Raw genomic sequence first — 20,434 nt, 5'->3', positions numbered from 1 at the left:
AGCGCAGAAGTTACCTGCCTAATCGTACGAATTAATGCCGGCACATGTTTAGCTTGCGGGCCTTGCAAGCGCTGCTATTTTCAGGTGGCAGCGCCCACGAATACCCCTCGAGGAAATGGGTTCGTAAGCACGTGTTGGTGAAACAAAAGTTGGGGTATGTGGTCAGGAGGCAGGTGGTAGAATAGGGGAATGCTATTTTTCAAGGAACCGTATTCGTCTTCATCTTTGTACATAAATTATACGTTATTATCTGATTCTAAGTGTAAATACAAAAGCGCCCGTATATTTGTCTCATTATCCTCCTTGCGTCCTACCAAAAACCTACCGGCTCCGGTTGGTTTCGGTAAGCGAAGTGCAAGTGGTTTTTGCCTGCTCCCCGCCTCCCAATTCCTGCCCTACGCTCAGTACACTCAAGACCCGAACAAGGCTAAAGCCTTAAAATTCAGTCTTATACGCATGAAACTTAAGCTCCATACAGATCTAAGCCTTCTCGACAAAGGCTATCCGGTTGAGATAATGGTGCCCTTCACGGGGTACTCCAATAAGGAGGACGAATCAGGATCAGTTAGACACGGCCGATTTGATGAATACGCGCGGACAGGCAAGGATTTTCTGGAACTCACGAGCATCGAAGAATGTGATGCCTGCTTGCTGCCCATCTTTTATGACGTATTGCAAGATCAGAAAGGGTTTGAAAAACAGGTCGCGCCCTTCATAGAGAAAGTAGAAAGCCACAACAAGCGGATACTCATCTTCGCGGGCCACGATAAAACGGACGTTAACATCCCCGTTAAAAACTCTATCATCTTCAACAGTGCCATCGATAAGTCGAAACAGCCCGAAAACCAGCACCCCTGGCCGCACTTTTTCGAGGACTTTCTGGCTAAATACAACAACAACGAACTACGCATCCGCAACAAAGGAGACAAGCCAGTAATCGGATTTTGCGGCTACGCGCCCCCGCTGAATATCAGTATGGGCAAAGAGAAGGTGATAAGCATTGTGAAGCTGGTTGCCAACTACGCTGGCATACTGCAGAACTATCCGCACCGGATAGCGCACTCCTACCGTGCCAGAGCCATTATTGGGCTCCAAAAGTCCAGCAAGATCGTTCAGAACTTTATCCTGAAAAGCAACTTCGCGTTCGGGCCGCAAGGCCTGAACACCGGCGACACTGCCGAAGACAACGTTGATTTCCGGAAGAACTTTGTTGAGAACATCTTGGAGAGCGACTACACTCTGTGTGTCCGTGGGCTTGGCAACAATTCCATTCGGTTCTTCGAGACCTTGTGCTGCGGCCGAATTCCGGTTTTTGTAAACACCGACAGCACCCTGCCTTTCGACGATATAATCGACTGGAAGAAGTATTGCGTGTGGGTTGAAGAGAAGGATATCGACCGGATAGGGGACGTGGTAGCGGAGTTTCACCGAAACATCTCCAACGAGGACTTCATTGAGATGCAGAAGAACGCCCGCAAGGTGTGGGAAGAGTATCTGTCGCCGGTTGGGTTCTTCAAGCGCCTTGATCATTTCGTCAACCTCTAGGTTGTACTCCCCAGTTTGCTGTTGCTATGCCCCTTTTTGAAAGCCGTGTTGCTTTCGGGAAGGGGTTGGCTTGTTGCTACCTTAGCAGCGGCTCGTTTGCGGGCCTCTGTGGTGTTGCGTTAAAGATGTTGCAACTAACATCCAGCGAGCTGGTTGTACGCGTAGGTTATTTTCCCTATCATTCCCTTATGCAAACTTCCACCACCCACGCCCAAGTACAGGACTACTACGGTGCCCAATTGGAAACCAACCAGGACCTGCTTACCAATGCCTGCTGTACCGACGATATTCCGCTGGCGCACCGCCGGATCCTGGCTCAGTTAGCCCCCGAGGTGCTAGAGAAATACTACGGTTGCGGGGTATGCGTACCTGATGCCATTGAAGGATGCACGGTGCTGGATTTAGGCAGCGGCTCCGGTCGTGATGCGTTTCTGCTCTCGAAGCTGGTTGGGGAGTCGGGCCGCGTGATTGGCGTGGACATGACCGAAGAGCAACTGGCCGTAGCCCGCCGCCACGTGGATACCCACACGGTGCAGTTCGGCTATGCCCAACCCAACGTAGAGTTTCGCCACGGCTACATCGAGGACTTGCAGGCTGCCGGCTTGCCTGACAATAGCGTGGATTTGGTGGTGAGCAACTGCGTACTCAACCTCAGCACCGATAAAGAAGCAACGTACCGCGAAATATTCAGGGTGCTTAAGCCTGGTGGTGAGCTGTTTATCGCCGACGTGTTTGCCGACCGTCGCGTACCAGAAGCGTTGCGCCAAGACCCCGTACTGTACGGCGAGTGCCTGAGCGGCGCCCTCTACACCGAGGACTTCCGGCGGCTGCTCATGCGCCTTGGCGTCTCCGACTACCGGCTGTTTGCCAGCCGCCGCCTTACCATCAACAACCCCGACATCGAAGCGAAAGTGGGCAATATTGGGTTCTACTCGTTCACGGTGCGCGCCTTCAAGCTTGACCTGGAAGACCGTTGCGAGGATTACGGCCAAGTAGCTACTTATTTGGGTACGGTGCCAGGCCAGCCCCACCAATTCGTCCTCGACGACCACCACACCTTCGAGACGGGCCGCCCGATGCTGGTGTGTGGCAACACCGCCGCCATGGTAGCGGAGACCCGCTATGCACCCTATTTTCAGGTGGTTGGCAACAAGAACCGGCACTTTGGCCTGTTCGACTGTGGCCCAGCCCCGGCCGCTGCTGCCTCTGGTGAGGTGGCTGCTGGTTGCGGCTGCTAGCGTGTCGTTGCCTACTTGCTAGGTAAGACCTAGTGCTACAACGTATAGGAACCGGGAAATGGCTACTGCGGCGGCGAATTGGGCTGCTGTAGTAGCCAGGCGGTTGCCTCCGCTTCCACCTCGAACGACCGGTAGGTTAGGGGGCGGCCCAGAACGTGCGTGGTGATATAAGCAGTAGCCAAGCGTACCATCACGTTGTGAGAAACAACAACAGCTCCGTAGCGGTAGCCGGTTTGCCCGGCTAGTGGTAGCCATTCCTGCGCCACCCATTTTTGCTCTTCCAGCGAAAACGGGAGCATGTCTACCTGATTGATTAAAATCCGGCTCCAGTGGTTGCGTTGCAACGCGTGCAGCATGTGCGTAAACAGGGTCTGGGTTTCGGATAGCTGACGTGGGTTGCTGGTCCAGACAGCTCGCAGAAAGCCTGCGGGTTCTTCTGACAAGCTTCCAGCATTGTTTTTAAAGTAAGCGTTACGAGGTGAAGTTTGCTTCATCAAGCACAAAAGTAATAAGTGTAGTTGCCTAAATGCGGGTAATGCCCTTGTTTATATAGTGCCTGCCCCCATGTGGCAGCTTACTTGATCAGGATAAAATCCAGTGGATTTGGGGCAGTAAGGATAGCTGTTGCAGCGCCGCAGCCCGTAGAAGGCCGATACACCTGCTTTGTAAGGTGCTCTCCCCACTCTACACCTGTACGCTATGCAACGCTTCCTGTTTCTTCTGTTGCTGTTGGCCTCAACCGAGCTACGGTTGCCTGCAACAGCAAGCGCACAATCAACTGTTCAGGCTACCGCCCAAGCAGCTGAAGGATTACCAGCCCGGCCTTCGCCCTTCCGGTTTGTGACCGATGAGGCCAAGCTGCTGAGTACCGCCGATGCCAAGAGCCTGGAAAATGGCCTGCGCCGCTACGCCGACAACACCGGAACCCAAATTGTGGTAGTCACCGTGCCTACGCTCGGTGGCCGCACAGTGGCCGACTACGGCCGGGCGCTCGGGGAAGCTTGGGGAGTAGGCCAACGTGAAAAAAACAACGGGATAGTGGTACTGCTCTCCGGACAAGAGCGCAAAGTTACCGTGCAGCCAGGATCAGGGTTGCAGAGTGTCATCACCCCCGAGCTGACAGCACGCGTTATCAACGAGCAAATGACGCCGGGCTTCAAGAAAGGCAACTACTTTGCCGGGCTGCGGACGGGCCTCAACACCCTGATGCTGGCCGCTAACCCAGATTCCAACCCGCAGAAAAATCAACCGGCTGCTGCCGTTGAACCGGGTTCTGCTGCAACGGGAACGGCAGGGGCTGCTGCTAGTAGTGGGGGAGCTACCCTAAATCAAGACCTAGCCGCCACCGACAATACTCCCACAACGGAGCCTTTCTCGCCCCAGTCTTCGGTGCCTGCACCCGAGTCGTCGGGCCTTGGCCTCGGGACACTCGCCATCGGTGCCCTCCTGATCGGGGGCGTATTGTGGGGATTGGTGCGGTTGTTTAAGCGCCGTTCAGCGGCCGCTGCCGCACCCAGCAATGCACCCGACTTCTTGGGCAACCGCCCCACTGGCCCCATGGGCAACCAAAATCAAAATAGAGGAGGAGTGCCTCCCCAACAACAAGGCCCCGACTTCTATGGCAACCGTGGGCCCGGTATGGGCAACAACAACATGGGGGGCGGTATGGGTAGTACCATGGGCGGTGGCATAGGCAGCGGCATGGGCGGCATTTTGGCAACCGGTGCAGCGGCGGCAGCCGGCGCGTACCTAGGCAACCGAATGGCTTCAGCAGGGCACAACGACTCTGGCCACGGGCTGACAGGCGACGGTAACGCGCCCTCTTCCCTCGACCCAGGCGCAGCCGGTGCGGCAGGTTTAGCCGGGGGCGCCGGCTTGGCGGGCGGGGCCGGAGGGTCGGCAGATGACTTTCCTGCCTTGCAAGGCGGCGACTCCAACGAAGCTGCCCCCGATTACTTCTCGCAAGACGACTCTCTCGATAACTCTTCCCCCGACTATTTCTCTTCCGACGATAATTCGTCGTACGATGACATGTCGTCGGACGACACCGGAGGTGGTGGTTTCGACAGCGACGACGACAATAGTGGTTCTTGGTAAGTTCCGTGCGTTTGCCAGTGCTTCACGCAGCCGCCCATACGGGCGGCTGCTTTGTTTGATGAGTAATCGAAAAGCACGTAGTTACGCTTGAAAATTCACTGAGTTCCTTACTTGGATGCCGGGTGTGCGTATGCGGTGTTGAGTGCGGCTTAGTGCTGGGCTGCTAAAAGCGTGTGTATGGAAAGTCTTCTTGCGGTTCGGCCGTTGCACCCCAAGGTTATCTTGGTTGATGTCAACGAGACCTTGTTGGATATGAGTAAGTTGAAGCGCGCAGTCACCAAAGCCTTCGGCAACAAGTTTGCCTTCAAGCAATGGTTTGGCTTGCTGCTGCAATACTCACTGGTTGATACCGTAACGGGTTCCTACCACCCGTTTGGCAGCATTGCCGAGGCGGCCCTCGATATGGCCGCCGAGAAACTAGAAGAGAAATGCCTCAAGCCGGATAAGAAGCGCGAAATAGTGCAGCTGCTCACCGAGTTGCCACCGCACAAGGATGTAGTGCCGGGCCTGGAAATGTTGCTGGATCTTGGGATTCGTCTGGTTGCCTTCACCAATTCGCCACGTGCAGTGCTAGACGAGCAGTTGCGTTATGCCCGTATCATGCAGTACTTCGAGCAAGGCTTAAGCATTGAAGCTAGCCAGCGCTACAAGCCCCACCTCGACACCTATGCGGCTGCTATTCAAACGTTGGGCGTGCAGCCACAGGAAGCCATGCTGATAGCCGCCCACGGCTGGGATGTAGCGGGGGCCATGCACGCGGGCTTGGCTGCTGGCTTTGTTGCACGGCCCGGACAGGAGCTGTATCCGCTGGCGCCGCCTCCCACCTACCAAGGCAAAACGCTAGTGGAAGTAGCCCGGCAGATTATCAAGCAACAAGCAAGCTAGGGCGGTGGCCTCGTGGCCCGGGCCTACCATTGAAAACCAGGACTTGAAGTAGCCGCTAAAAATGCATCTCAATGGCTCAAAAAAAGCTTTTGACGGTGAAACCTGCTTTTTTTTCGAATCGTAAACGGCATCGTTGTTTGTTTCACCTAAACTCTCAACGTCATGTCTATTCAAAAATATCAAGATTCATTTTCTGACTTGGCATCGTCGAACTTCAGTACGATGCTCGACCGGTTCTTCAACGATTCGCTGGCCTCACGGGGACGTGTCAACAGCTTCTCGCCCCACGTCGACGCCTACGAAACAGAGAAGAGTTATGAAATAGAAGCCGCTCTGCCAGGCATGAAGCGGGAAGACATCAAGGTGGATTTCCACCAAGGCCGCCTGACCATTGCCGGAGAGCGACAGTTCCGCAACGAGCAAAACCAACGGCGCTACCACATGGTGGAAAGTTCGTTTGGCTCTTTCCAACGCTCGTTCCAGCTACCCGATACTGTGGATGCGGGCCGTATCGAAGCGTCGTTCGAGGATGGGATGCTGCGCGTGAGCGTACCGAAAGACGAGCAGAAAACGATGCGCCACCAAATCCAGGTGCGCGGTGGGCAGAGCACTACCGGCAACAACGGGGCTAGCAATGGTCAGTTGTCGGAGCGTGTAAGCCAGCAAGCTACCGACGTAGCGGTGTCAGGCATTGGCAACAACGGGCAGAGCAACACCAGCAATGACACACGAAAGAAAAGTAACTCTGCCGGCCAGGTTGTTGAAATGAACGGCCACCCTCATAGCGCGGGGGCCGGCTCCTAAATCAGTAGCTTATATCCGCCCTTACAAACAACAAGCCTTTCCGCACTGCGGAAAGGCTTGTTGTTTTACTATCAATTGAAATATAAACCATTGAAAATTACAGGCTTAAGCCTCTTTTATTGTCGTTGCTTGCGGCGTAGTCTGGACGTTTGAGTGGCTCTTTCAGCAACTAATTGATTATCAGGTTGGGTTGCGTTGAAGCTGATCCATAGGACATAAGGCATTGTCTTATTTCGGGCTAAGGATAGAGAGCCAAAGCCACTCAACAATTTCTTTATTTTGTTTGAAGTACCCCACTCAAATTATTATTCTCCGTGGTGCTTACTTTAGCCCACCCGGAGCCAACAATTGCTTCTTTGGATTCCCTTATGCATCTATGGTTAGTACTTCTATTCAACAAGTTCCAGTTCTAGAAACCACTCGGCTGCTACTGCGCGGCTACAAGCCCACGGATTTCGCAGAGTACGTAACCATGTGGGCCGACCCCCAAGTGTACCGCTACCTGAGCCCGCGGCCGATGCTCGAAGAAGAAGTGTGGGGCACCTTGCTCCGTAGCATCGGGCACTGGACATTGATGGGCTACGGCTTTTGGGCCGTAGAAGAAAAGGCTACGGGCCGTTTTATTGGAGTGGTGGGCTTTGCCGACCCCAAGCGCAACATCAAGCCGGCCAGCAACGGTGCGCCGGAAATCGGTTGGGTGCTGGCAGGGCAAGCACACGGGCAGGGATACGCCACCGAGGCCGTAGAAGCTGCCCTCGCGTGGGCCGACGGGCATTTTGGCTCCGTCCGTACTGTGTGTATCATCCATCCTAAAAACAAGGCTTCGTTACGCGTGGCCCATAAGTTCGGCTACCAAGAGTACCACCGCACCACCTACCACGACCAGCCTACCATTATGCTGGAGCGGGCTCCTCTGGTATAGTTGCCACTGGAAGTGTGTAGGAGAGTGGGGGTGTACCGAACGGCCTACAATACAGCTGCTCGGTAGTGCCCGAACTACTGGATGAAGTGGGGGCGAATCAAGTTTTCGAAGGTGAAGATTTCATCCCACTTGGCTTGAGTCAGCAATTGGCGCTCCGTTACGGCAATGTCGTAGACGTTCTTGCCGGTGCGCAGGGCCTCTTTCGCTATTTCTGCAGAAGTCTCGTAGCCAAGCACCGGGTTCAGCTGCGTAACAATGCCAATGCTGTTGCGAACCAGCTTCTCAGCGTGCTCGGTGTTGGCCGTGATGCCAACCACGCACTTCTCGCGTAGCGTATGGCAGGCCCGGGTGAGGTAAGAGATGCTGGTAAACAGGGCAAACGAGATGACAGGCTCCATGACGTTCAGTTGTAGCTGTCCTGCTTCGGCGGCCATCGTCACGGTTAAGTCGGCGCCGATAACGTAGAAGGCCGTCTGGTTGACTACTTCTGGTACCACCGGGTTGACCTTGCCCGGCATGATGCTGGACCCTGGCTGTAGCGGTGGCAGGTTGATTTCAAACAAGCCCGCACGAGGGCCCGATGACAGCAGCCGCAAGTCGTTGCAGATCTTGGACAGCTTCACGGCAGTACGCTTCAACACTCCCGATAGCTGCACGTAAGCGCCCGTATCGTAGGTGGCTTCGATAAGGTCGCCGGCTAGTACTAACTCCAGTCCCGTTACGTCGCGCAGATATTCGGTTACTTTTTCGCCGTAGCCAGCAGGAGCATTTACGCGGGTGCCAATGGCCGTGGCTCCCATGTTGATTTCACTGATCAGGTTGCGGCTGTCTTGGATGCGCAGCAACTCTTCGCGCAAGTTGGTGGCAAAGGCCTTGAACTCGTCGCCCATGCTCATCGGCACCGCATCTTGAAGCTGCGTGCGGCCCATCTTCAGCACGTTTTGAAACTCTTCGCCTTTTTCAGCAAAGGCATCGGCCAACTCCCCTAATGCTTGGCTATAGCTCACCAACTTGTTGTTGAGGGCAATGCGGAAAGCCGTGGGGTACGCGTCGTTGGTGGACTGGGAGCAGTTGACGTGGTTGTTGGGGTGGCAGAACTCATACTGGCCTTTGGGCTTGTCCATTAGCTCCAACGCTACATTGGCAATAACCTCGTTGGCGTTCATGTTGACGGACGTGCCCGCACCGCCCTGGATCATGTCGGTCAGAAACTGGTCGTCTAGCTCGCCGGCAATAACCCGGTCACAAGCCCTGACGATGCAATCGGCAATACCTGGGTCCAGCACACCCATGTCGCGGTTGGCTAGTGCTGCTGCTTTCTTTACGTAGCCAAGCGCTTGCACAAAGAGTGGCTCCGACTTCAGCGGAATGCCCGTAATGTTGAAGTTTTCCAGCGCCCGGAGCGTTTGGATGCCGTAGTATACATTAGCCGGAATGGCTCGTTCGCCTAGGAAATCGTGTTCAAGTCTGGATGTGAGCATTGGTGGGGGAAGGGGTGGAGTGTCTTCTACGTAAACTGCGGAGCTAGGATAAGACACACCATACAAGCCGCTAACCCAACTGCCTCGCCAGGAATCCAGCCAAGAAGTGCTAGTGCACAAACCCAGCAAAACCAAGAGCGACACCCATGCTATGCACGAGTGTCGCTCTTGGTTTTGCTGGGTTCTGAAGCAAATTTATTTCTTCGAGTCGTCTTTCTGATCGTTCAGTCTCCAGTCGTAGGTGTAGTAGTCCATTGCGAACCACGTTGGAACCCGCTTGTCGTCGCGGAACTGGTTGACGTAAGCCACGCCGGTTTTGCCACTCATGCCGAAGTCAGACTCATACCATTTGAAGATTTCGGGTAGTTTCACGGTTTTGCCTTCGGCGTCTACTTTCACGAAAGCAGGGTCGGTGAGTACGCGCTTGGTTTGCGCATTCAGTTGCACAAACAGTTCCTTGCCCATGTAGGCTTCGCGGCTTAGGCGTGGGCAGCTAGTGGTACCGCACACCAAGGCAAAGTGTAGCCGAGGATCGTCATAAAGCTTACGTAGTTTGTTGTGCTCTAGCTCGTCGAGGGTCATTTTCTCGCCGCCGATCAACATCTGCGTTTTGTCGAAAAAGCCGGGCATGTCCTGCACCGATGTTACGGGATAGTTGCTAACTATCTCGCCGATAACTAGGATGTTGTACGCATTCAGGTAGAATGCATATAGTTCTGCCTGCGAAGCACCTTTCATGCTGAAAGAGGCAATGTCATCAAGCAAAGCATCAAGCTGCTTGGGGTCTTTCTGAATCGCCTTGTAATTCACTTCACCTTCCTTGTTCACAAAACGTTTCAGGAAAGCAGTAGTGCTGGCTGTCACCTGAGCCGATGTGGGCGGCCCTCCTGCCTGCACAGTGAGGTTACTTACGAATAGAACTAAAATCAGCGCCGCACGTACCCAAATCGTCTGGAAGTTGTAGGTGTGTTTCATGGATTAAAGAAACAGTAGTCAGATTGTATAGGGTGCAATACAACTTAGCAACCAAAATTGACATATTATAAAAATATATGGTAAAATGCTGATAATTAGAATGTTAAATATATATTACATTTAATATATTGTTCCATATATAAGAAAGTCATTTCATAATGAGAAATGATGCATAATATGACATATCAAATAACAGTTGTTTCTATTATTTGATATGTCATACTAGGAAGACTATTGCACATTCTCGCCACTGCTGTAAAGGGATAACTGGGGCTGTAGCTCTAGTGTATAACTCGCTGCTAATCAGCACTCCACGGTGTAGGTCCAGTCAAGTACAACTGTGGGTCTTGATATGGGAAAGAGTAGTTGGTTCGGAATCAATTCGAGAACCAAGAAGCGCGTTTAGTTGTAGCTAAAATCACTGAATGAGTGAGGTGACAAAACACAGTACAAGTGTAAAACAAGTCAGCCGCACCTACTCTGAGAGCAAGTGCGGCTGAAGTTTCAAGTGACCAACAAAGGAGACGGAGGACGTGTATGCCTAGTTGTTTTTCGGCATAGTGCCTTTCGGCTCGTCAACCGAAATGACCCCTTTGCGTGGTGCTGGCGTGGCTCTGCGTTTGCGCATTGCTTTGCGGCGAGCTGCCCTACGGCGGAAGTAGCCAAACTTCTTTTTCTTGGTGCGGCTGTTGCCTCGGTATCTCTTGTAGTTGGGGCGCGGTACCTTGGGATAGAGGCTACTCTCAGCCTCGGTGGTGGGAAGGCTTGCTTCTGCTGCTTGGGCTGCATCCGGCTCGAAGAGCATGAACAGCGTGCAAAGAAACAGTAAAACTATCTTGTACATAAGAGGGAAGTAAGAGGGTTTTTAGTATTCGCTCGAACAACTGAGAGGCCAACAACATCCTAGCGTATAGGCAACAGTCAGCAATTTAGCGGTTTAAAGCATAGAATAATATAAGATTGGCTCCTTGGCAGCGAAATACACCGAATAGCACAAGTTATACTTTTCAACGTTATCAAATTCACTGGCACTATGCTGCTTGTCCTGATTAGAACGGGGTAACAGCACGCAGGCAAGGCTATAGTATGCACCAAAGCCTGAGCATATTGCTGGATGGAAAGAACAGTTACAAGTGGGATGACTGCCTGATGCGTCCAACAGTCAAGTGAAACAAAGCATGGTAACTGGCGTTCGTAAGGCCACAAGTGGCGCGCAGGTGCCGTATTTGACCATCAACAACATAGCTATGACGCCACGCTTTGACAGTGTGATTTTCGACCTCGACGGCACCCTTTGGAATGCAACAGAGTCGGTTACGAAAGGCTTTCAGGCCGCTAAAAATAGCGTTAGCTATATCGAACAAGACATCACGCTGGCTGATGTGCAAGCCGTAACCGGACAACCTTACGAAGCGGTGTACGAAAAGCTGTTTCCGTCATTGCCAGTGGAAAAGCGCCAGGAATTCAAAGCGTTGTGCGCTCAGCACGAGTTAGGTGGCGTGGAGCAATACGGCGGAACGCTATACCCGGAGCTTGAGAGCACCCTGCGCTACTTGCAGGAGCAAGGGTACCGGCTGTTTATTGTAAGCAACTGCCAACGCGGCTACATAGAGGCGTTTTTTCAGCATAGTCAGTTGGAGTCGTACTTCGAAGGACATCAATGCTTCGGAACCAAGAACCTACCTAAGTTTCAGAACATCTTGGAGGTTATCGAGCAGTACCAGCTTCAGGCGCCAGTATATGTTGGAGACACGCGCAGCGACTTTGAAGCCAGCCAGAAAAGTGGTATTCCGTTTATTTTCGCCACGTACGGCTTCGGTGAGGTACCAGCTGAGGAGGCCGCCATGCGCATAGATTCCTTCACCGACTTGCGCCAATTGCTGTAGTTGTCCTGTCCACTTTACGCTTGTCTTGTATGGCACCACGCCCCTATATATTAGCTGAAACCAACTGGCAGGAGGTCAAGAACACAAACTTCGAAGTGGTGGTGCTACCCTGGGGAGCCACGGAGGCCCACAACTACCATCTGCCTTATGCCACCGACAACTTCCAGTGCGACTATGTGGCAGCGGAAGCGGCCCGAGTGGCGTGGGAGCAAGGAGCCAAAGTAGTGGTGCTGCCTACCATACCTTTCGGGGTAAACACTGGCCAGCTGGATATCACGCTCGATATGAACCTGAACCCGAGCACGCAACTAGCCATTTTGCGTGACTTAGTGCAAGTGCTGGCGCGCCAAGGTATTCCGAAGCTGGTGGTGCTGAACGGACACGGTGGCAACGACTTCCGGCAAATACTGCGGGAATTGCAGGCAGAGTTTCCAACGGTATTTCTTTGCACGCTCAACTGGTTTAAAGCAGCCGACCGAACCCGATTTTTTGAAGCTCCCGGCGACCATGCTGACGAGCTGGAAACCAGCGCCATGCTGCACATAGCGCCAGAACTGGTGCGGCCCCTACTGGAAGCTGGGGACGGGGCTGCCCGACAGTTTCGGATCAAGGCGCTCCGGGAATGGGCGTGGGCGCAGCGTGAGTGGAGCAAAGTAACGGCCGACACCGGCGTGGGCAACCCAGCGGCGGCCACCGCTGAAAAAGGTGAGGCTTTTCTGGCGGCCGTATGTACGAATATTGGGCAGTTTCTGACGGAGCTGGCTGCCACCGACACCCAGGATTTGTACGAGTAACGCCAGGTGCTGGCTTACTTTTAGCTGATTCTGTAAGGGTTGCTACGCAACCCGTTGCGTTACTGGGTGGGCCCCCTGAGCCATCAGCCAATGCACCGCTTCGCCTTCGTTGATGAACTGGTTGAGCGAACAGTTGTCGCCGTGGTTGTGGGGGAGAGATGGTAGCGAATCATCTTGCACATCGTGGAGCTGATACGGCGCCACCAGGAAGGCCAGAAATACCACTCCGTGCATGTGCGTGCGTAGCGTGGGATAAAAAACGTTGGTAAGCCAATGCACGTCGCGGGCATCCACTTCCACCCGGCGGCGCGAGTCTATCAGCCAGTACCGGCAATCAGAGCAGGTAGCGGCGTAGCGCAGAAGGGTTTGGTAGCCATTGCGGAGCTCAGAGGAGGACATTGGCCGCGTCCAGCGTGCCGTCACTATGCCCAAATCGGAGCGGTAATGTAGATCCAAATAGTCGAGTTGAGGAGTGGTAGACATAAGGAAATAGCCGCCTAACGCGGGGTAGTTGCCTTCCGCTTACGGGGACTTGCCTGTTCGCGTTCAACCAGAACCATGATCTTGTACTTGGACCCCCCTTCTGCAGCGGGTATGACTGATTCTCAACGGGTTCTACTGGGCCCTGTTTAGTGGCTTCGTTGTTGTTCCAGCCACGTTAGCGCCTCGCCTTCGGTACCGAAGAAAGCAATAACAAAGGGCTCGGTGGCGTACGCGTCGGGCGTCCTGAAACCGGGCGCATTTACTAGCAGCTCCATCAGGGTTGGGCTGGTCAGGTACGCTACGGACAGGCGCCCACCCAATTGGCTCGCCATCTGCGGAAAGTACTGGGTGAGCAGCCACTGCGTGGTGTGTGGGTCGTTGAGGGTGCGGCTTCGAATATCTTGCAGCCAGAAACGGCAGCCAGAAGCCACTGCCTCGCGGGTAAGATGGGCGTAGGCACCCGGCAACTGGTCTGGTTCCGGCTGGCAGCTCCAACGTCCAACCAAGATATCAAGGTCGGCGCGGTGTGCGGTAGGTAATAGGACTTCAGGAAGAGCAGTGGCAGCCATACTACAAAACTAGGCAGGCAAGATAGGCGAAAATAGAGGCTGGGTTTTCAAATTTTTGTTGAATTCTTCGCGCCGCTTCACCTGTAGCCCCACTGTGCTTTGTAGTTGTACCTAGCCTCCAACCGTCCAGCGGGTAGCTCCTACCGTGCAGGGGTAGCCTACTTGTTGCCTAGCAATTCATAGCTGCTGCGCTAAGAGCAATGCGGCGAAGGCAGTGGCGGCACGCGAGCAGGCCAAAGCACGCTGCATCAGTTGCTAGCTGAATTATGCGTAACTAGCAGAATGACAGAAAATTATTTGCAAGGTCTGGGCTTCGAGCCAACCTCGCGCACCGAAGCAAGCAGCCGTACCACCCATAGCACTGCCTGGCGCTACCGCCATTCGCATGCCGCCCAAGACGGTACGCGGCTCTACGCCGAGCATCCGTTGGGCATCGACCGGTGCCGCCTGAGCACCCTGCCTGCTCCCCTCGATCAACACGACGTTCTCCTCGATACGGACTTACAAGACCAAGCGGGTTTCGAAACGGCTGTTAGCAGCTTTTTCGCCGCCCATGGTGGTATTGGTGGCTTGATTGCTGCCGATGCTGCCATTACTTTCCGGCCCTACCGTCGTAAGGAATAGGCTGTATAGCACCTGGCCCCAAAGCAAAACGCCGCCCCCTCATCTAGCAGGGAGCGGCGTTTTGCTTTATGATAGTACGGCTTAGCATTTTTTATTTGTGATACCTATCACGCCGTTGTGGTCATACAGTTGGTTGAGTTTGCCCAACCCTGCCGCGCCGGTGGTAACTAGTATCACACCATTGCGGGCTCGAGCGCCGTATTGCTGCTCTGCTGCCGCTCCTCTCAGGACCTTCATTTCCTTGATGCTAGATGCAGGGAGTTGCTTCAGTGTCGCCTCATTAGCCTCCTTGCCGTCGATAAGAATTAAGGCGTCGGCGGTGTTCATGGTCGGGCTAAATTGCTTGTTGAACGCCACTACGGCCGCTGAATTCTCGTTGGCTTTGGTGGTAATAACAATGACGCCAGCAGCGGCAGCTTTGCCAAATTGACTAGTAGCTTGCTCGCCTTTGAGCACATTCATAGTGGCAACGGCGTTCGGGTCTTGCGTGAGCTGCTCAACAGCTTCTTTCGTGGATTGTACACCATCAACAAAATAGAGCGCATTGTCTAGGGTGTGCTGTGCTGCAGTGGTGCTGGGCTGCACGGCTAGCTCTTTCTCGGCCTGGGTGCAGCTGCCTAGTAGTAAGGCCGCGGCTAATGGGGCCGCAAGGAAATACCGGGCAACTTGTAGTAGGGGTGTTTTCTGGCTGTTCATCATCTTGATGCGGCTTTTGAGTGGGTGAAATGTGAACGGAGTGACAAGCGCCGGGCCCTGCGCCAGGGTGCTGAGCCGCACCAAGCTGTACTGATACGCTCTACTATCTAAGTGGCCAGTCTGAAGGACTGCTCGATCGGCAATGAATTCCAGGTTTTCCTGCATGGCGCGCTGCAACAGCCAAGCCGCCGGATTGAACCAGCAGAATACGCGCTGTACTTGGCCGAGCAGCACATCGAGCGTGTGCCACTGCCGTACGTGCACCTGCTCATGCAGCAGAATAGCCTGCAACTCGGTAGCGCTGTGTTGTTCCGGGTTCACATAGATGTTCTGCCAGAACGAAAACGGCGTAACAGCACGTGGTACGTGCCGGAATGCTAGGCCACTAGTATCGGGATGCGACACGTGGTGCAGCCGGTATAAGGATATGCCTTGCAATAGTAGCCGGCCACTTGCTAGCGCTACGCCAACCCAATACAGCGCCAGAAGCCAGCTGGCATAATCAACTGTAGGTGAATTTGCTGCCTGCGTGGTGGTCCATGATGAGCGCCACACAAGTAACTCATTGTCGAAAACTGCTGGCTGCATCCACAACTCCTCTATATCTACCAGCGGATACAACGCCGAAAACAGGATGGCGCCTACCAAGTACCAGCGGTTCAGGGTATGGAAGGTGAGCTGGCGCAGCAGTGTGTAGTACACGGCCACGAAAAGCAACAATGCTCCGTTTACCTTCAGCAAATACACAAGCAGTTCCGGTATCATGGCTTGGGCTTTTGGTTTTCAATCATGTCGAGGATTTCCTTTAAATCGTCGGCGCTGATATTCTGCTCCTGCGCGAAAAACGAAACCAAGTCCTTATAGGAGTTTCGGAAATAGCTGCCCACGAAAGAGTGCATAGACTGCTTGCGGTACTCTTCGGCGGCAATGGCGGGCGTGAAGCGGTAAGTGTTGCCGAACTTCTCGCTGCGGAGGTAGCTTTTGCGCTCTAGGTTGCGGATGGTAGAAGCCAGAGTGGTGTAAGGAGGCTTGGGTTCGGACAATCGCTCCAGCACAGCCTTGATAAAGCCCCCATTAAGTTGCCATAGTACTTGCATGGCTTCTTCTTCGGGCTGGGTCAGTCGTTCCATATAGATCTACGATGTTTTCGTAATACTACGAATATTTCGTAGAAAGGGATATGCAGCTCCTTATTTATTTCACGTACAATTTCAGGGCAGTTGCCATAGTGGCCGCAAGCCAACCCAAGCCTGCTACAGCGAGGTGCTGCGTTTCCCAAAACGAGGTGCGAATCCGGTGGCAGGCAGCCTGTTCGGGTTGTTATCCGTAGGAAAGCCTATACCTACTTCCTTATGACCAAGACCGTCTTTATTGCATCAGCTGAACCACACAGCGGCAAGTCGTTGATTGCGTTAGGCTTAGTGGATATGTTGCTAGGCAAGGCGCAGAAAATCGGTTACTTCAAGCCCATCATCAATGCGCCAGCTTCCGAGAAGAAGGATGTGCACATCGAAACGGTGTTGAGCTATTTCAACCTGCCCATTGCCTACGACGAAACCTACGCCTACACGCGCCCCCAAGCCATGCGCCTGATGGAAGCCGACCGGCAAGGCGATATTATCGACAACGTTATCCACAAGTTTAAAACCCAGGAAGACCGCTACGACTTCACGGTAGTAGAGGGCAGCGACTTTGTAGGCGAAGGCACGGCGTTCGAGTTCGATGCCAACATGTCGATTGCCAAGAACTTGGGTGCACCGGTTATCATGGTGATATCGGGGGGCAGCAAAACCACTGCCCAACTGGTGAACACGGCCCTGACGGTGTGGCGCAACGTGGAAGCCCGGGAAGTGCAAATGCTGGCGTTGGTAGCCAACAAAATCAGCCCCGACCAGGTGGACGACGTCCGCAGCTTGCTACGGGCCCAGCTGCCAGAAGAAATTATTTTGGCGGTGGTGCCGGCCGATAAAGACCTGCAAAACCCTTCGATGAAGGAAATCAAAGAGCAGCTTGGGGGCAAGCTGCTGTTCGGGGAGCAGCACCTCACCAATCAAGTCGACCACTTTATTACGGGTGCTATGCAAGTGCCCAACTTCCTGACCCGTATTGCCGAGAACGTACTGATCGTAACGCCCGGCGACCGAGCCGATATTCTGCTCATTGCGCTGCAAGCTAACGCCTCGGCCAACTACCCGCGAGTGGCTGGGCTGGTGCTCACGGGTGGCTTGGAACCCGATGCACCTATTTTGCGGCTCATCGAGGGCTTGCAAACGGTGGTGCCTGTCCTGGCGGTGCAAACCGGTACTTTCCTCACCACCACCACTATCGGGGCTATTCAGTCGCGCATCACAGCCGACAACCCCAAGAAGATTCGGCTGGCCATCGACACGTTCAATCGGTACATTGACGTAACGGCTCTGCAAGAGCGCATAGTAACTTTTGAGCCGGAGGGTATTACGCCCCACATGTTTCAGTACCGTTTGCTGCAATGGGCCAAAAGCCAGCGCAAGCATATCGTGCTGCCCGAAGGCGACGACGACCGAATTCTGCGAGCTGCGGCCCGCCTGCTCAGCGAAGATGTAGTGGACCTAACCATCTTAGGCGACCCTGCTGCTATTGCGGCCTCCGTAAAGCGCCTCGGCCTGAACCTGGACTTAAGCCGTGTACAGCTCATCGACCCAGCCCACGCCGAGAACTACAACAACTACGTGGAGACGCTCTACGAGCTGCGCAAAACCAAGAACGTGAACTATGATATGGCCCGCGACATGATGCGCGACGTGTCGTATTTCGGGAGTATGATGGTGTACAAGGGCCACGCCGATGGTATGGTATCAGGAGCGGTGCATACCACGCAGCACACCATCCGGCCGGCCTTGCAGTTCATCAAAACCAAGCCGGGCGTGTCGGTGGTGTCGTCGGTGTTCTTTATGTGCTTGCCCGACCGGGTGGCGGTGTTCGGCGACTGTGCCGTGAACCCCAACCCAACGGCCGAGCAGCTAGCTGAAATTGCGGTGTCGTCGGCGGAGAGTAGCCGGCGGTTTGGTATCGAACCGCGGGTGGCTATGCTCTCGTATTCGTCGGGCACCTCGGGCGAGGGGGCAGATGTAGAGAAGGTTCGGCAGGCCACGCAGCTTGTGAAGCAACGTCATCCCGAGCTGAAAGTGGAAGGGCCTATTCAATACGATGCCGCCGTGGACCCCATGGTGGGTCGGCAGAAGCTGCCGGGTTCGGAAGTGGCCGGCCAAGCCAGCGTGCTCATCTTCCCCGACCTGAACACCGGCAACAACACCTACAAAGCCGTGCAGCGCGAAACTGGGGCCCTGGCCATTGGGCCGGTGCTACAGGGCCTCAACAAGCCCGTCAACGACCTGAGCCGCGGCTGCACCGTGGAGGACGTGTACAACACGGTGATTATCACGGCTATTCAGGCGCAGGGGTAAGGTAGTAGCAGGCAAGAGCGGTTGTCTGCTGCCTAGGCTATCATGGTTAGGTATTTCTCGCGGTTTTCGAAAAGCACCCACAGGTTGATGGCCAAGAGCACCAGCGCAATGGGCAGGCCCGAGGGCGCCGCCACGATGTTGGTCAGCAGGATGCCTATTACAATAGGGAAAACGATGATGGCTCCTAAGGCTCTGAATTTCGGAATTATAAAGAGCACGCCTCCTATCACCTCAGCAGCTCCTACCAGCGGCATTATCCACCCGATTTCTGTGAAAGCAGCTGTGGCTTTCACCATCTTCTCGGGCAAATCTGCGGGCATGGGCATATAATTGAGAAACTTGTTGAGCCCTGCATTAATAAACATCAGCCCAAATAGCAGGCACACCACAAATAGTATTCTCTGTTTCATGACTTTATTGGTTTCTGTAATTAGACACTCAGCTACCACTACCCGGAAAAGCAGCCGGACCTACTCTTCACGGGGCTTCCAAATACCTGTTATTTATCTACAAAGTCAACTGTTGTCTTTCACCTTTCTAGCCTGCGACACTCTGGCTACCAACCAAGTAGGAGCTGTACGGCAAATAAACCAGGTTCCGCAGCCCGATGCAATGTGCGTCGGCGCGTGTCGTGTAGCTACCTGGCCTATTTGCAGTGTTGCCCACGTGCATAACCCAACCTCACATGAACCTACTCGTTCTTAATTCCGGTAGCAGCTCCATCAAGTACCAGTTCTTTCGGTGGCCCTCAGAAGCTCCGGCTTGCAGTGGCCTAGTAGAGCGAATTGGGCTCGACAACGCCGTCGTAACGCACAAGCTGATGACGGGAGAGCAGGAAACGACTACTGTGCTGAGCGTGGAACTACCCGACCACGAAGCGGGACTGCGCGAAGTGGCGCGGCTGCTAGCCGACCCACAGCTCGGCGTCATTCAGGACCCCGGCGAAGTGGAAGCGGTGGGGCACCGGGTGGTGCACGGCGGCGAGGAATTTGCGGCTACAGTACAGATTATTCCGGCCGTGAAAGAAGCTATTCGCCAGCTGTTTCCGTTGGCGCCGCTGCACAACCCGGCCAACTGCCGGGGCATTGAAGTGGCCGAGAAGACGTTTCCCCAAGCCAAACAAGTGGCGGTGTTCGACACGGCGTTTCACCAGACCATGCCCGAGCAGGCTTACCGCTACGCCATTCCAACGGAGCTGTATGCCGAGCAAGGCATTCGGGTGTACGGGTTTCATGGCACTAGCCACAAGTACGTAACCGAGCAGGCAGCCCAGTACCTCCACAACCCCGCAGCCCGGCTGGTGAGTGTGCACCTCGGCAACGGCTGTAGCGTCACGGCCGTGCGCGGTGGCCAGTCACTGGATACGAGCATGGGATTTGGGCCGTTGGCAGGCTTAGTGATGGGCACCCGCTCCGGCGACATTGACCCCTCGGTGGTGTTCCACCTCATCAGCCAGCTAAGCTACACGCCTGAGCAAGTGAGTGCCCTACTCAACAAGCAAAGCGGCATGCTGGCCCTTGCCGGCCTCAGCGACATGCGCGACATCACCGCTGCCATTGAAGCCGGCGACGCCAACGCTAAACTTGCCTACGACCTCTACGCGTACCGCATCAAGAAATACATCGGGGCCTACGCCGCCACCCTCAACGGCCTCGATGCCATCATCTTTACGGCCGGGGTCGGCGAAAACGACGCGCTGGTGCGTAAGCTAGTCTGCCAGAACATGGACTACCTAGGCGTGCAGCTCGACGAGGAAAAGAACGCCCAACGCACCAAAGGTATCCGGGAAATCAGCCAAGCCGATAGCCCGGTAAAGGTGCTGATAGTGCCCACGAATGAGGAACTGGAAATTGCCCGCCAGTGCGTGGAATTGCTAGAGGCTGTGGAGTAGAAGTCATGCATACCAGCTGCTTTAAAATAAAAGGCGACTTGCACGGAGCAAGTCGCCTTTTTGCAAGCAAGTAAACTAGTTCCCCTCTTCAGTTGAGGAGG

At 54.4% G+C, this 20,434-nt stretch carries 20 protein-coding genes; 11 read left to right on the top strand and 9 right to left on the bottom strand.

Annotated elements, in window-relative coordinates:
* Positions 1 to 456: 456 nt before the first annotated feature.
* Both MTX78_RS22635 and MTX78_RS22630 read left to right on the top strand, forming a co-directional pair.
* Positions 457 to 1,545 carry an exostosin domain-containing protein gene (locus MTX78_RS22635; protein ID WP_243798576.1) on the top strand — a complete coding sequence of 363 codons (1,089 nt, stop codon included), beginning with the start codon at positions 457 to 459 and terminating at the stop codon, positions 1,543 to 1,545.
* Positions 1,546 to 1,733: 188 nt separating this feature from the next.
* Entirely contained in the window at positions 1,734 to 2,783 is a 1,050-nt protein-coding gene (locus tag MTX78_RS22630; protein WP_243798574.1) for a methyltransferase domain-containing protein, read from the top strand.
* A gap of 62 nt (positions 2,784 to 2,845) precedes the next feature.
* Here the strand turns inward: MTX78_RS22630 and MTX78_RS22625 are convergent, their stop codons facing one another.
* Positions 2,846 to 3,277 (bottom strand): hypothetical protein, encoded by a 432-nt coding sequence (locus MTX78_RS22625; RefSeq protein ID WP_243798573.1) that lies wholly within the window; start codon positions 3,275 to 3,277, stop codon positions 2,846 to 2,848.
* A 205-nt stretch (positions 3,278 to 3,482) separates the two neighbouring features.
* Here MTX78_RS22625 and MTX78_RS22620 point away from each other — a divergent pair, with 205 nt between their 5' ends.
* The 4 genes from MTX78_RS22620 (at position 3,483) to MTX78_RS22605 (ending at position 7,491) form a co-directional block, all read left to right on the top strand.
* Positions 3,483 to 4,880 carry a TPM domain-containing protein gene (locus tag MTX78_RS22620; protein ID WP_243798571.1) on the top strand — a complete coding sequence of 466 codons (1,398 nt, stop codon included), beginning with the start codon at positions 3,483 to 3,485 and terminating at the stop codon, positions 4,878 to 4,880.
* A 177-nt stretch (positions 4,881 to 5,057) separates the two neighbouring features.
* Complete coding sequence (locus tag MTX78_RS22615) at positions 5,058 to 5,765, top strand: haloacid dehalogenase type II (RefSeq protein ID WP_243798569.1); 708 nt, start codon at positions 5,058 to 5,060, stop codon at positions 5,763 to 5,765.
* Positions 5,766 to 5,927: 162 nt separating this feature from the next.
* Complete coding sequence (locus tag MTX78_RS22610) at positions 5,928 to 6,569, top strand: Hsp20/alpha crystallin family protein (protein ID WP_243798568.1); 642 nt, start codon at positions 5,928 to 5,930, stop codon at positions 6,567 to 6,569.
* 376 nt (positions 6,570 to 6,945) lie between these two features.
* The gene (locus MTX78_RS22605) at positions 6,946 to 7,491 is read left to right on the top strand and encodes a GNAT family N-acetyltransferase (RefSeq protein ID WP_243798566.1); all 546 of its coding nucleotides are present in this window, start codon (positions 6,946 to 6,948) and stop codon (positions 7,489 to 7,491) included.
* Between the two features lie 74 nt (positions 7,492 to 7,565).
* On the opposite strand, the gene aspA is transcribed toward MTX78_RS22605, so the two are convergent.
* From aspA to MTX78_RS22590, 3 genes are all read right to left on the bottom strand, one after another.
* Positions 7,566 to 8,972, bottom strand: a complete 1,407-nt coding sequence (aspA, locus tag MTX78_RS22600) for an aspartate ammonia-lyase (protein WP_243798564.1) — start codon at positions 8,970 to 8,972, stop codon at positions 7,566 to 7,568.
* A gap of 195 nt (positions 8,973 to 9,167) precedes the next feature.
* On the bottom strand, positions 9,168 to 9,947 hold the full coding sequence (locus tag MTX78_RS22595; RefSeq protein ID WP_243798563.1) for a DUF547 domain-containing protein: 780 nt from the start codon (positions 9,945 to 9,947) through the stop codon (positions 9,168 to 9,170).
* A gap of 541 nt (positions 9,948 to 10,488) precedes the next feature.
* Positions 10,489 to 10,791 carry a hypothetical protein gene (locus MTX78_RS22590; protein WP_243798561.1) on the bottom strand — a complete coding sequence of 101 codons (303 nt, stop codon included), beginning with the start codon at positions 10,789 to 10,791 and terminating at the stop codon, positions 10,489 to 10,491.
* Between the two features lie 403 nt (positions 10,792 to 11,194).
* On the opposite strand from MTX78_RS22590, the gene MTX78_RS22585 reads away from it, so the two are divergent.
* Both MTX78_RS22585 and MTX78_RS22580 read left to right on the top strand, forming a co-directional pair.
* Positions 11,195 to 11,833, top strand: a complete 639-nt coding sequence (locus MTX78_RS22585) for an HAD family hydrolase (protein WP_243798560.1) — start codon at positions 11,195 to 11,197, stop codon at positions 11,831 to 11,833.
* 29 nt (positions 11,834 to 11,862) lie between these two features.
* On the top strand, positions 11,863 to 12,627 hold the full coding sequence (locus tag MTX78_RS22580) for a creatininase family protein (protein ID WP_243798558.1): 765 nt from the start codon (positions 11,863 to 11,865) through the stop codon (positions 12,625 to 12,627).
* A gap of 42 nt (positions 12,628 to 12,669) precedes the next feature.
* On the opposite strand, the gene MTX78_RS22575 is transcribed toward MTX78_RS22580, so the two are convergent.
* Complete coding sequence (locus MTX78_RS22575; protein ID WP_243798557.1) at positions 12,670 to 13,110, bottom strand: hypothetical protein; 441 nt, start codon at positions 13,108 to 13,110, stop codon at positions 12,670 to 12,672.
* Between the two features lie 146 nt (positions 13,111 to 13,256).
* The gene (locus MTX78_RS22570) at positions 13,257 to 13,679 is read right to left on the bottom strand and encodes a hypothetical protein (RefSeq protein ID WP_243798555.1); all 423 of its coding nucleotides are present in this window, start codon (positions 13,677 to 13,679) and stop codon (positions 13,257 to 13,259) included.
* A 282-nt stretch (positions 13,680 to 13,961) separates the two neighbouring features.
* On the opposite strand from MTX78_RS22570, the gene MTX78_RS22565 reads away from it, so the two are divergent.
* On the top strand, positions 13,962 to 14,303 hold the full coding sequence (locus MTX78_RS22565) for a hypothetical protein (protein WP_243798554.1): 342 nt from the start codon (positions 13,962 to 13,964) through the stop codon (positions 14,301 to 14,303).
* A gap of 81 nt (positions 14,304 to 14,384) precedes the next feature.
* On the opposite strand, the gene MTX78_RS22560 is transcribed toward MTX78_RS22565, so the two are convergent.
* Together MTX78_RS22560 and MTX78_RS22555 are read right to left on the bottom strand one after the other, a co-directional pair.
* Positions 14,385 to 15,764, bottom strand: coding sequence for a M56 family metallopeptidase (locus MTX78_RS22560; protein WP_243798552.1), 1,380 nt, complete (start codon positions 15,762 to 15,764; stop codon positions 14,385 to 14,387).
* Positions 15,761 to 16,129: a BlaI/MecI/CopY family transcriptional regulator gene (locus MTX78_RS22555; protein WP_243798550.1), complete on the bottom strand. Its 369-nt coding sequence runs from the start codon at positions 16,127 to 16,129 to the stop codon at positions 15,761 to 15,763. Before MTX78_RS22555 ends, MTX78_RS22560 begins: the two co-directional genes overlap by 4 nt.
* Before the next feature lie 222 nt (positions 16,130 to 16,351).
* Between MTX78_RS22555 and pta the strand changes: the two genes are divergently transcribed.
* Positions 16,352 to 18,442 (top strand): phosphate acetyltransferase, encoded by a 2,091-nt coding sequence (gene pta / locus MTX78_RS22550; RefSeq protein ID WP_243798548.1) that lies wholly within the window; start codon positions 16,352 to 16,354, stop codon positions 18,440 to 18,442.
* A gap of 32 nt (positions 18,443 to 18,474) precedes the next feature.
* Here the strand turns inward: pta and MTX78_RS22545 are convergent, their stop codons facing one another.
* Positions 18,475 to 18,852 carry a DoxX family membrane protein gene (locus tag MTX78_RS22545; RefSeq protein ID WP_243798546.1) on the bottom strand — a complete coding sequence of 126 codons (378 nt, stop codon included), beginning with the start codon at positions 18,850 to 18,852 and terminating at the stop codon, positions 18,475 to 18,477.
* A gap of 275 nt (positions 18,853 to 19,127) precedes the next feature.
* Between MTX78_RS22545 and MTX78_RS22540 the strand changes: the two genes are divergently transcribed.
* Complete coding sequence (locus MTX78_RS22540) at positions 19,128 to 20,333, top strand: acetate/propionate family kinase (RefSeq protein ID WP_243798545.1); 1,206 nt, start codon at positions 19,128 to 19,130, stop codon at positions 20,331 to 20,333.
* Positions 20,334 to 20,434: the final 101 nt, after the last annotated feature.

It is taken from the genome of Hymenobacter tibetensis, from assembly GCF_022827545.1.
Taxonomy (GTDB): domain Bacteria; phylum Bacteroidota; class Bacteroidia; order Cytophagales; family Hymenobacteraceae; genus Hymenobacter; species Hymenobacter tibetensis.
The sequence above is the reverse complement of the archived record's forward strand: the minus strand, read 5'-3'. Positions and strand labels throughout refer to the sequence as shown.

Coding starts and splice junctions, on each gene's coding strand:
- MTX78_RS22565 (WP_243798554.1), top strand. CDS start 13,962: ATGACAGAAAATTATTTGCAAGGTCTGGGCTTCGAGCCAACCTCGCGC.
- MTX78_RS22560 (WP_243798552.1), bottom strand. CDS start 15,764: ATGATACCGGAACTGCTTGTGTATTTGCTGAAGGTAAACGGAGCATTG.
- MTX78_RS22610 (WP_243798568.1), top strand. CDS start 5,928: ATGTCTATTCAAAAATATCAAGATTCATTTTCTGACTTGGCATCGTCG.
- MTX78_RS22545 (WP_243798546.1), bottom strand. CDS start 18,852: ATGAAACAGAGAATACTATTTGTGGTGTGCCTGCTATTTGGGCTGATG.
- MTX78_RS22615 (WP_243798569.1), top strand. CDS start 5,058: ATGGAAAGTCTTCTTGCGGTTCGGCCGTTGCACCCCAAGGTTATCTTG.
- aspA (WP_243798564.1), bottom strand. CDS start 8,972: ATGCTCACATCCAGACTTGAACACGATTTCCTAGGCGAACGAGCCATT.
- MTX78_RS22635 (WP_243798576.1), top strand. CDS start 457: ATGAAACTTAAGCTCCATACAGATCTAAGCCTTCTCGACAAAGGCTAT.
- MTX78_RS22580 (WP_243798558.1), top strand. CDS start 11,863: ATGGCACCACGCCCCTATATATTAGCTGAAACCAACTGGCAGGAGGTC.
- MTX78_RS22540 (WP_243798545.1), top strand. CDS start 19,128: ATGAACCTACTCGTTCTTAATTCCGGTAGCAGCTCCATCAAGTACCAG.
- MTX78_RS22590 (WP_243798561.1), bottom strand. CDS start 10,791: ATGTACAAGATAGTTTTACTGTTTCTTTGCACGCTGTTCATGCTCTTC.
- MTX78_RS22620 (WP_243798571.1), top strand. CDS start 3,483: ATGCAACGCTTCCTGTTTCTTCTGTTGCTGTTGGCCTCAACCGAGCTA.
- MTX78_RS22585 (WP_243798560.1), top strand. CDS start 11,195: ATGACGCCACGCTTTGACAGTGTGATTTTCGACCTCGACGGCACCCTT.
- MTX78_RS22570 (WP_243798555.1), bottom strand. CDS start 13,679: ATGGCTGCCACTGCTCTTCCTGAAGTCCTATTACCTACCGCACACCGC.
- MTX78_RS22605 (WP_243798566.1), top strand. CDS start 6,946: ATGGTTAGTACTTCTATTCAACAAGTTCCAGTTCTAGAAACCACTCGG.
- pta (WP_243798548.1), top strand. CDS start 16,352: ATGACCAAGACCGTCTTTATTGCATCAGCTGAACCACACAGCGGCAAG.
- MTX78_RS22595 (WP_243798563.1), bottom strand. CDS start 9,947: ATGAAACACACCTACAACTTCCAGACGATTTGGGTACGTGCGGCGCTG.
- MTX78_RS22630 (WP_243798574.1), top strand. CDS start 1,734: ATGCAAACTTCCACCACCCACGCCCAAGTACAGGACTACTACGGTGCC.
- MTX78_RS22555 (WP_243798550.1), bottom strand. CDS start 16,129: ATGGAACGACTGACCCAGCCCGAAGAAGAAGCCATGCAAGTACTATGG.
- MTX78_RS22625 (WP_243798573.1), bottom strand. CDS start 3,277: ATGAAGCAAACTTCACCTCGTAACGCTTACTTTAAAAACAATGCTGGA.
- MTX78_RS22575 (WP_243798557.1), bottom strand. CDS start 13,110: ATGTCTACCACTCCTCAACTCGACTATTTGGATCTACATTACCGCTCC.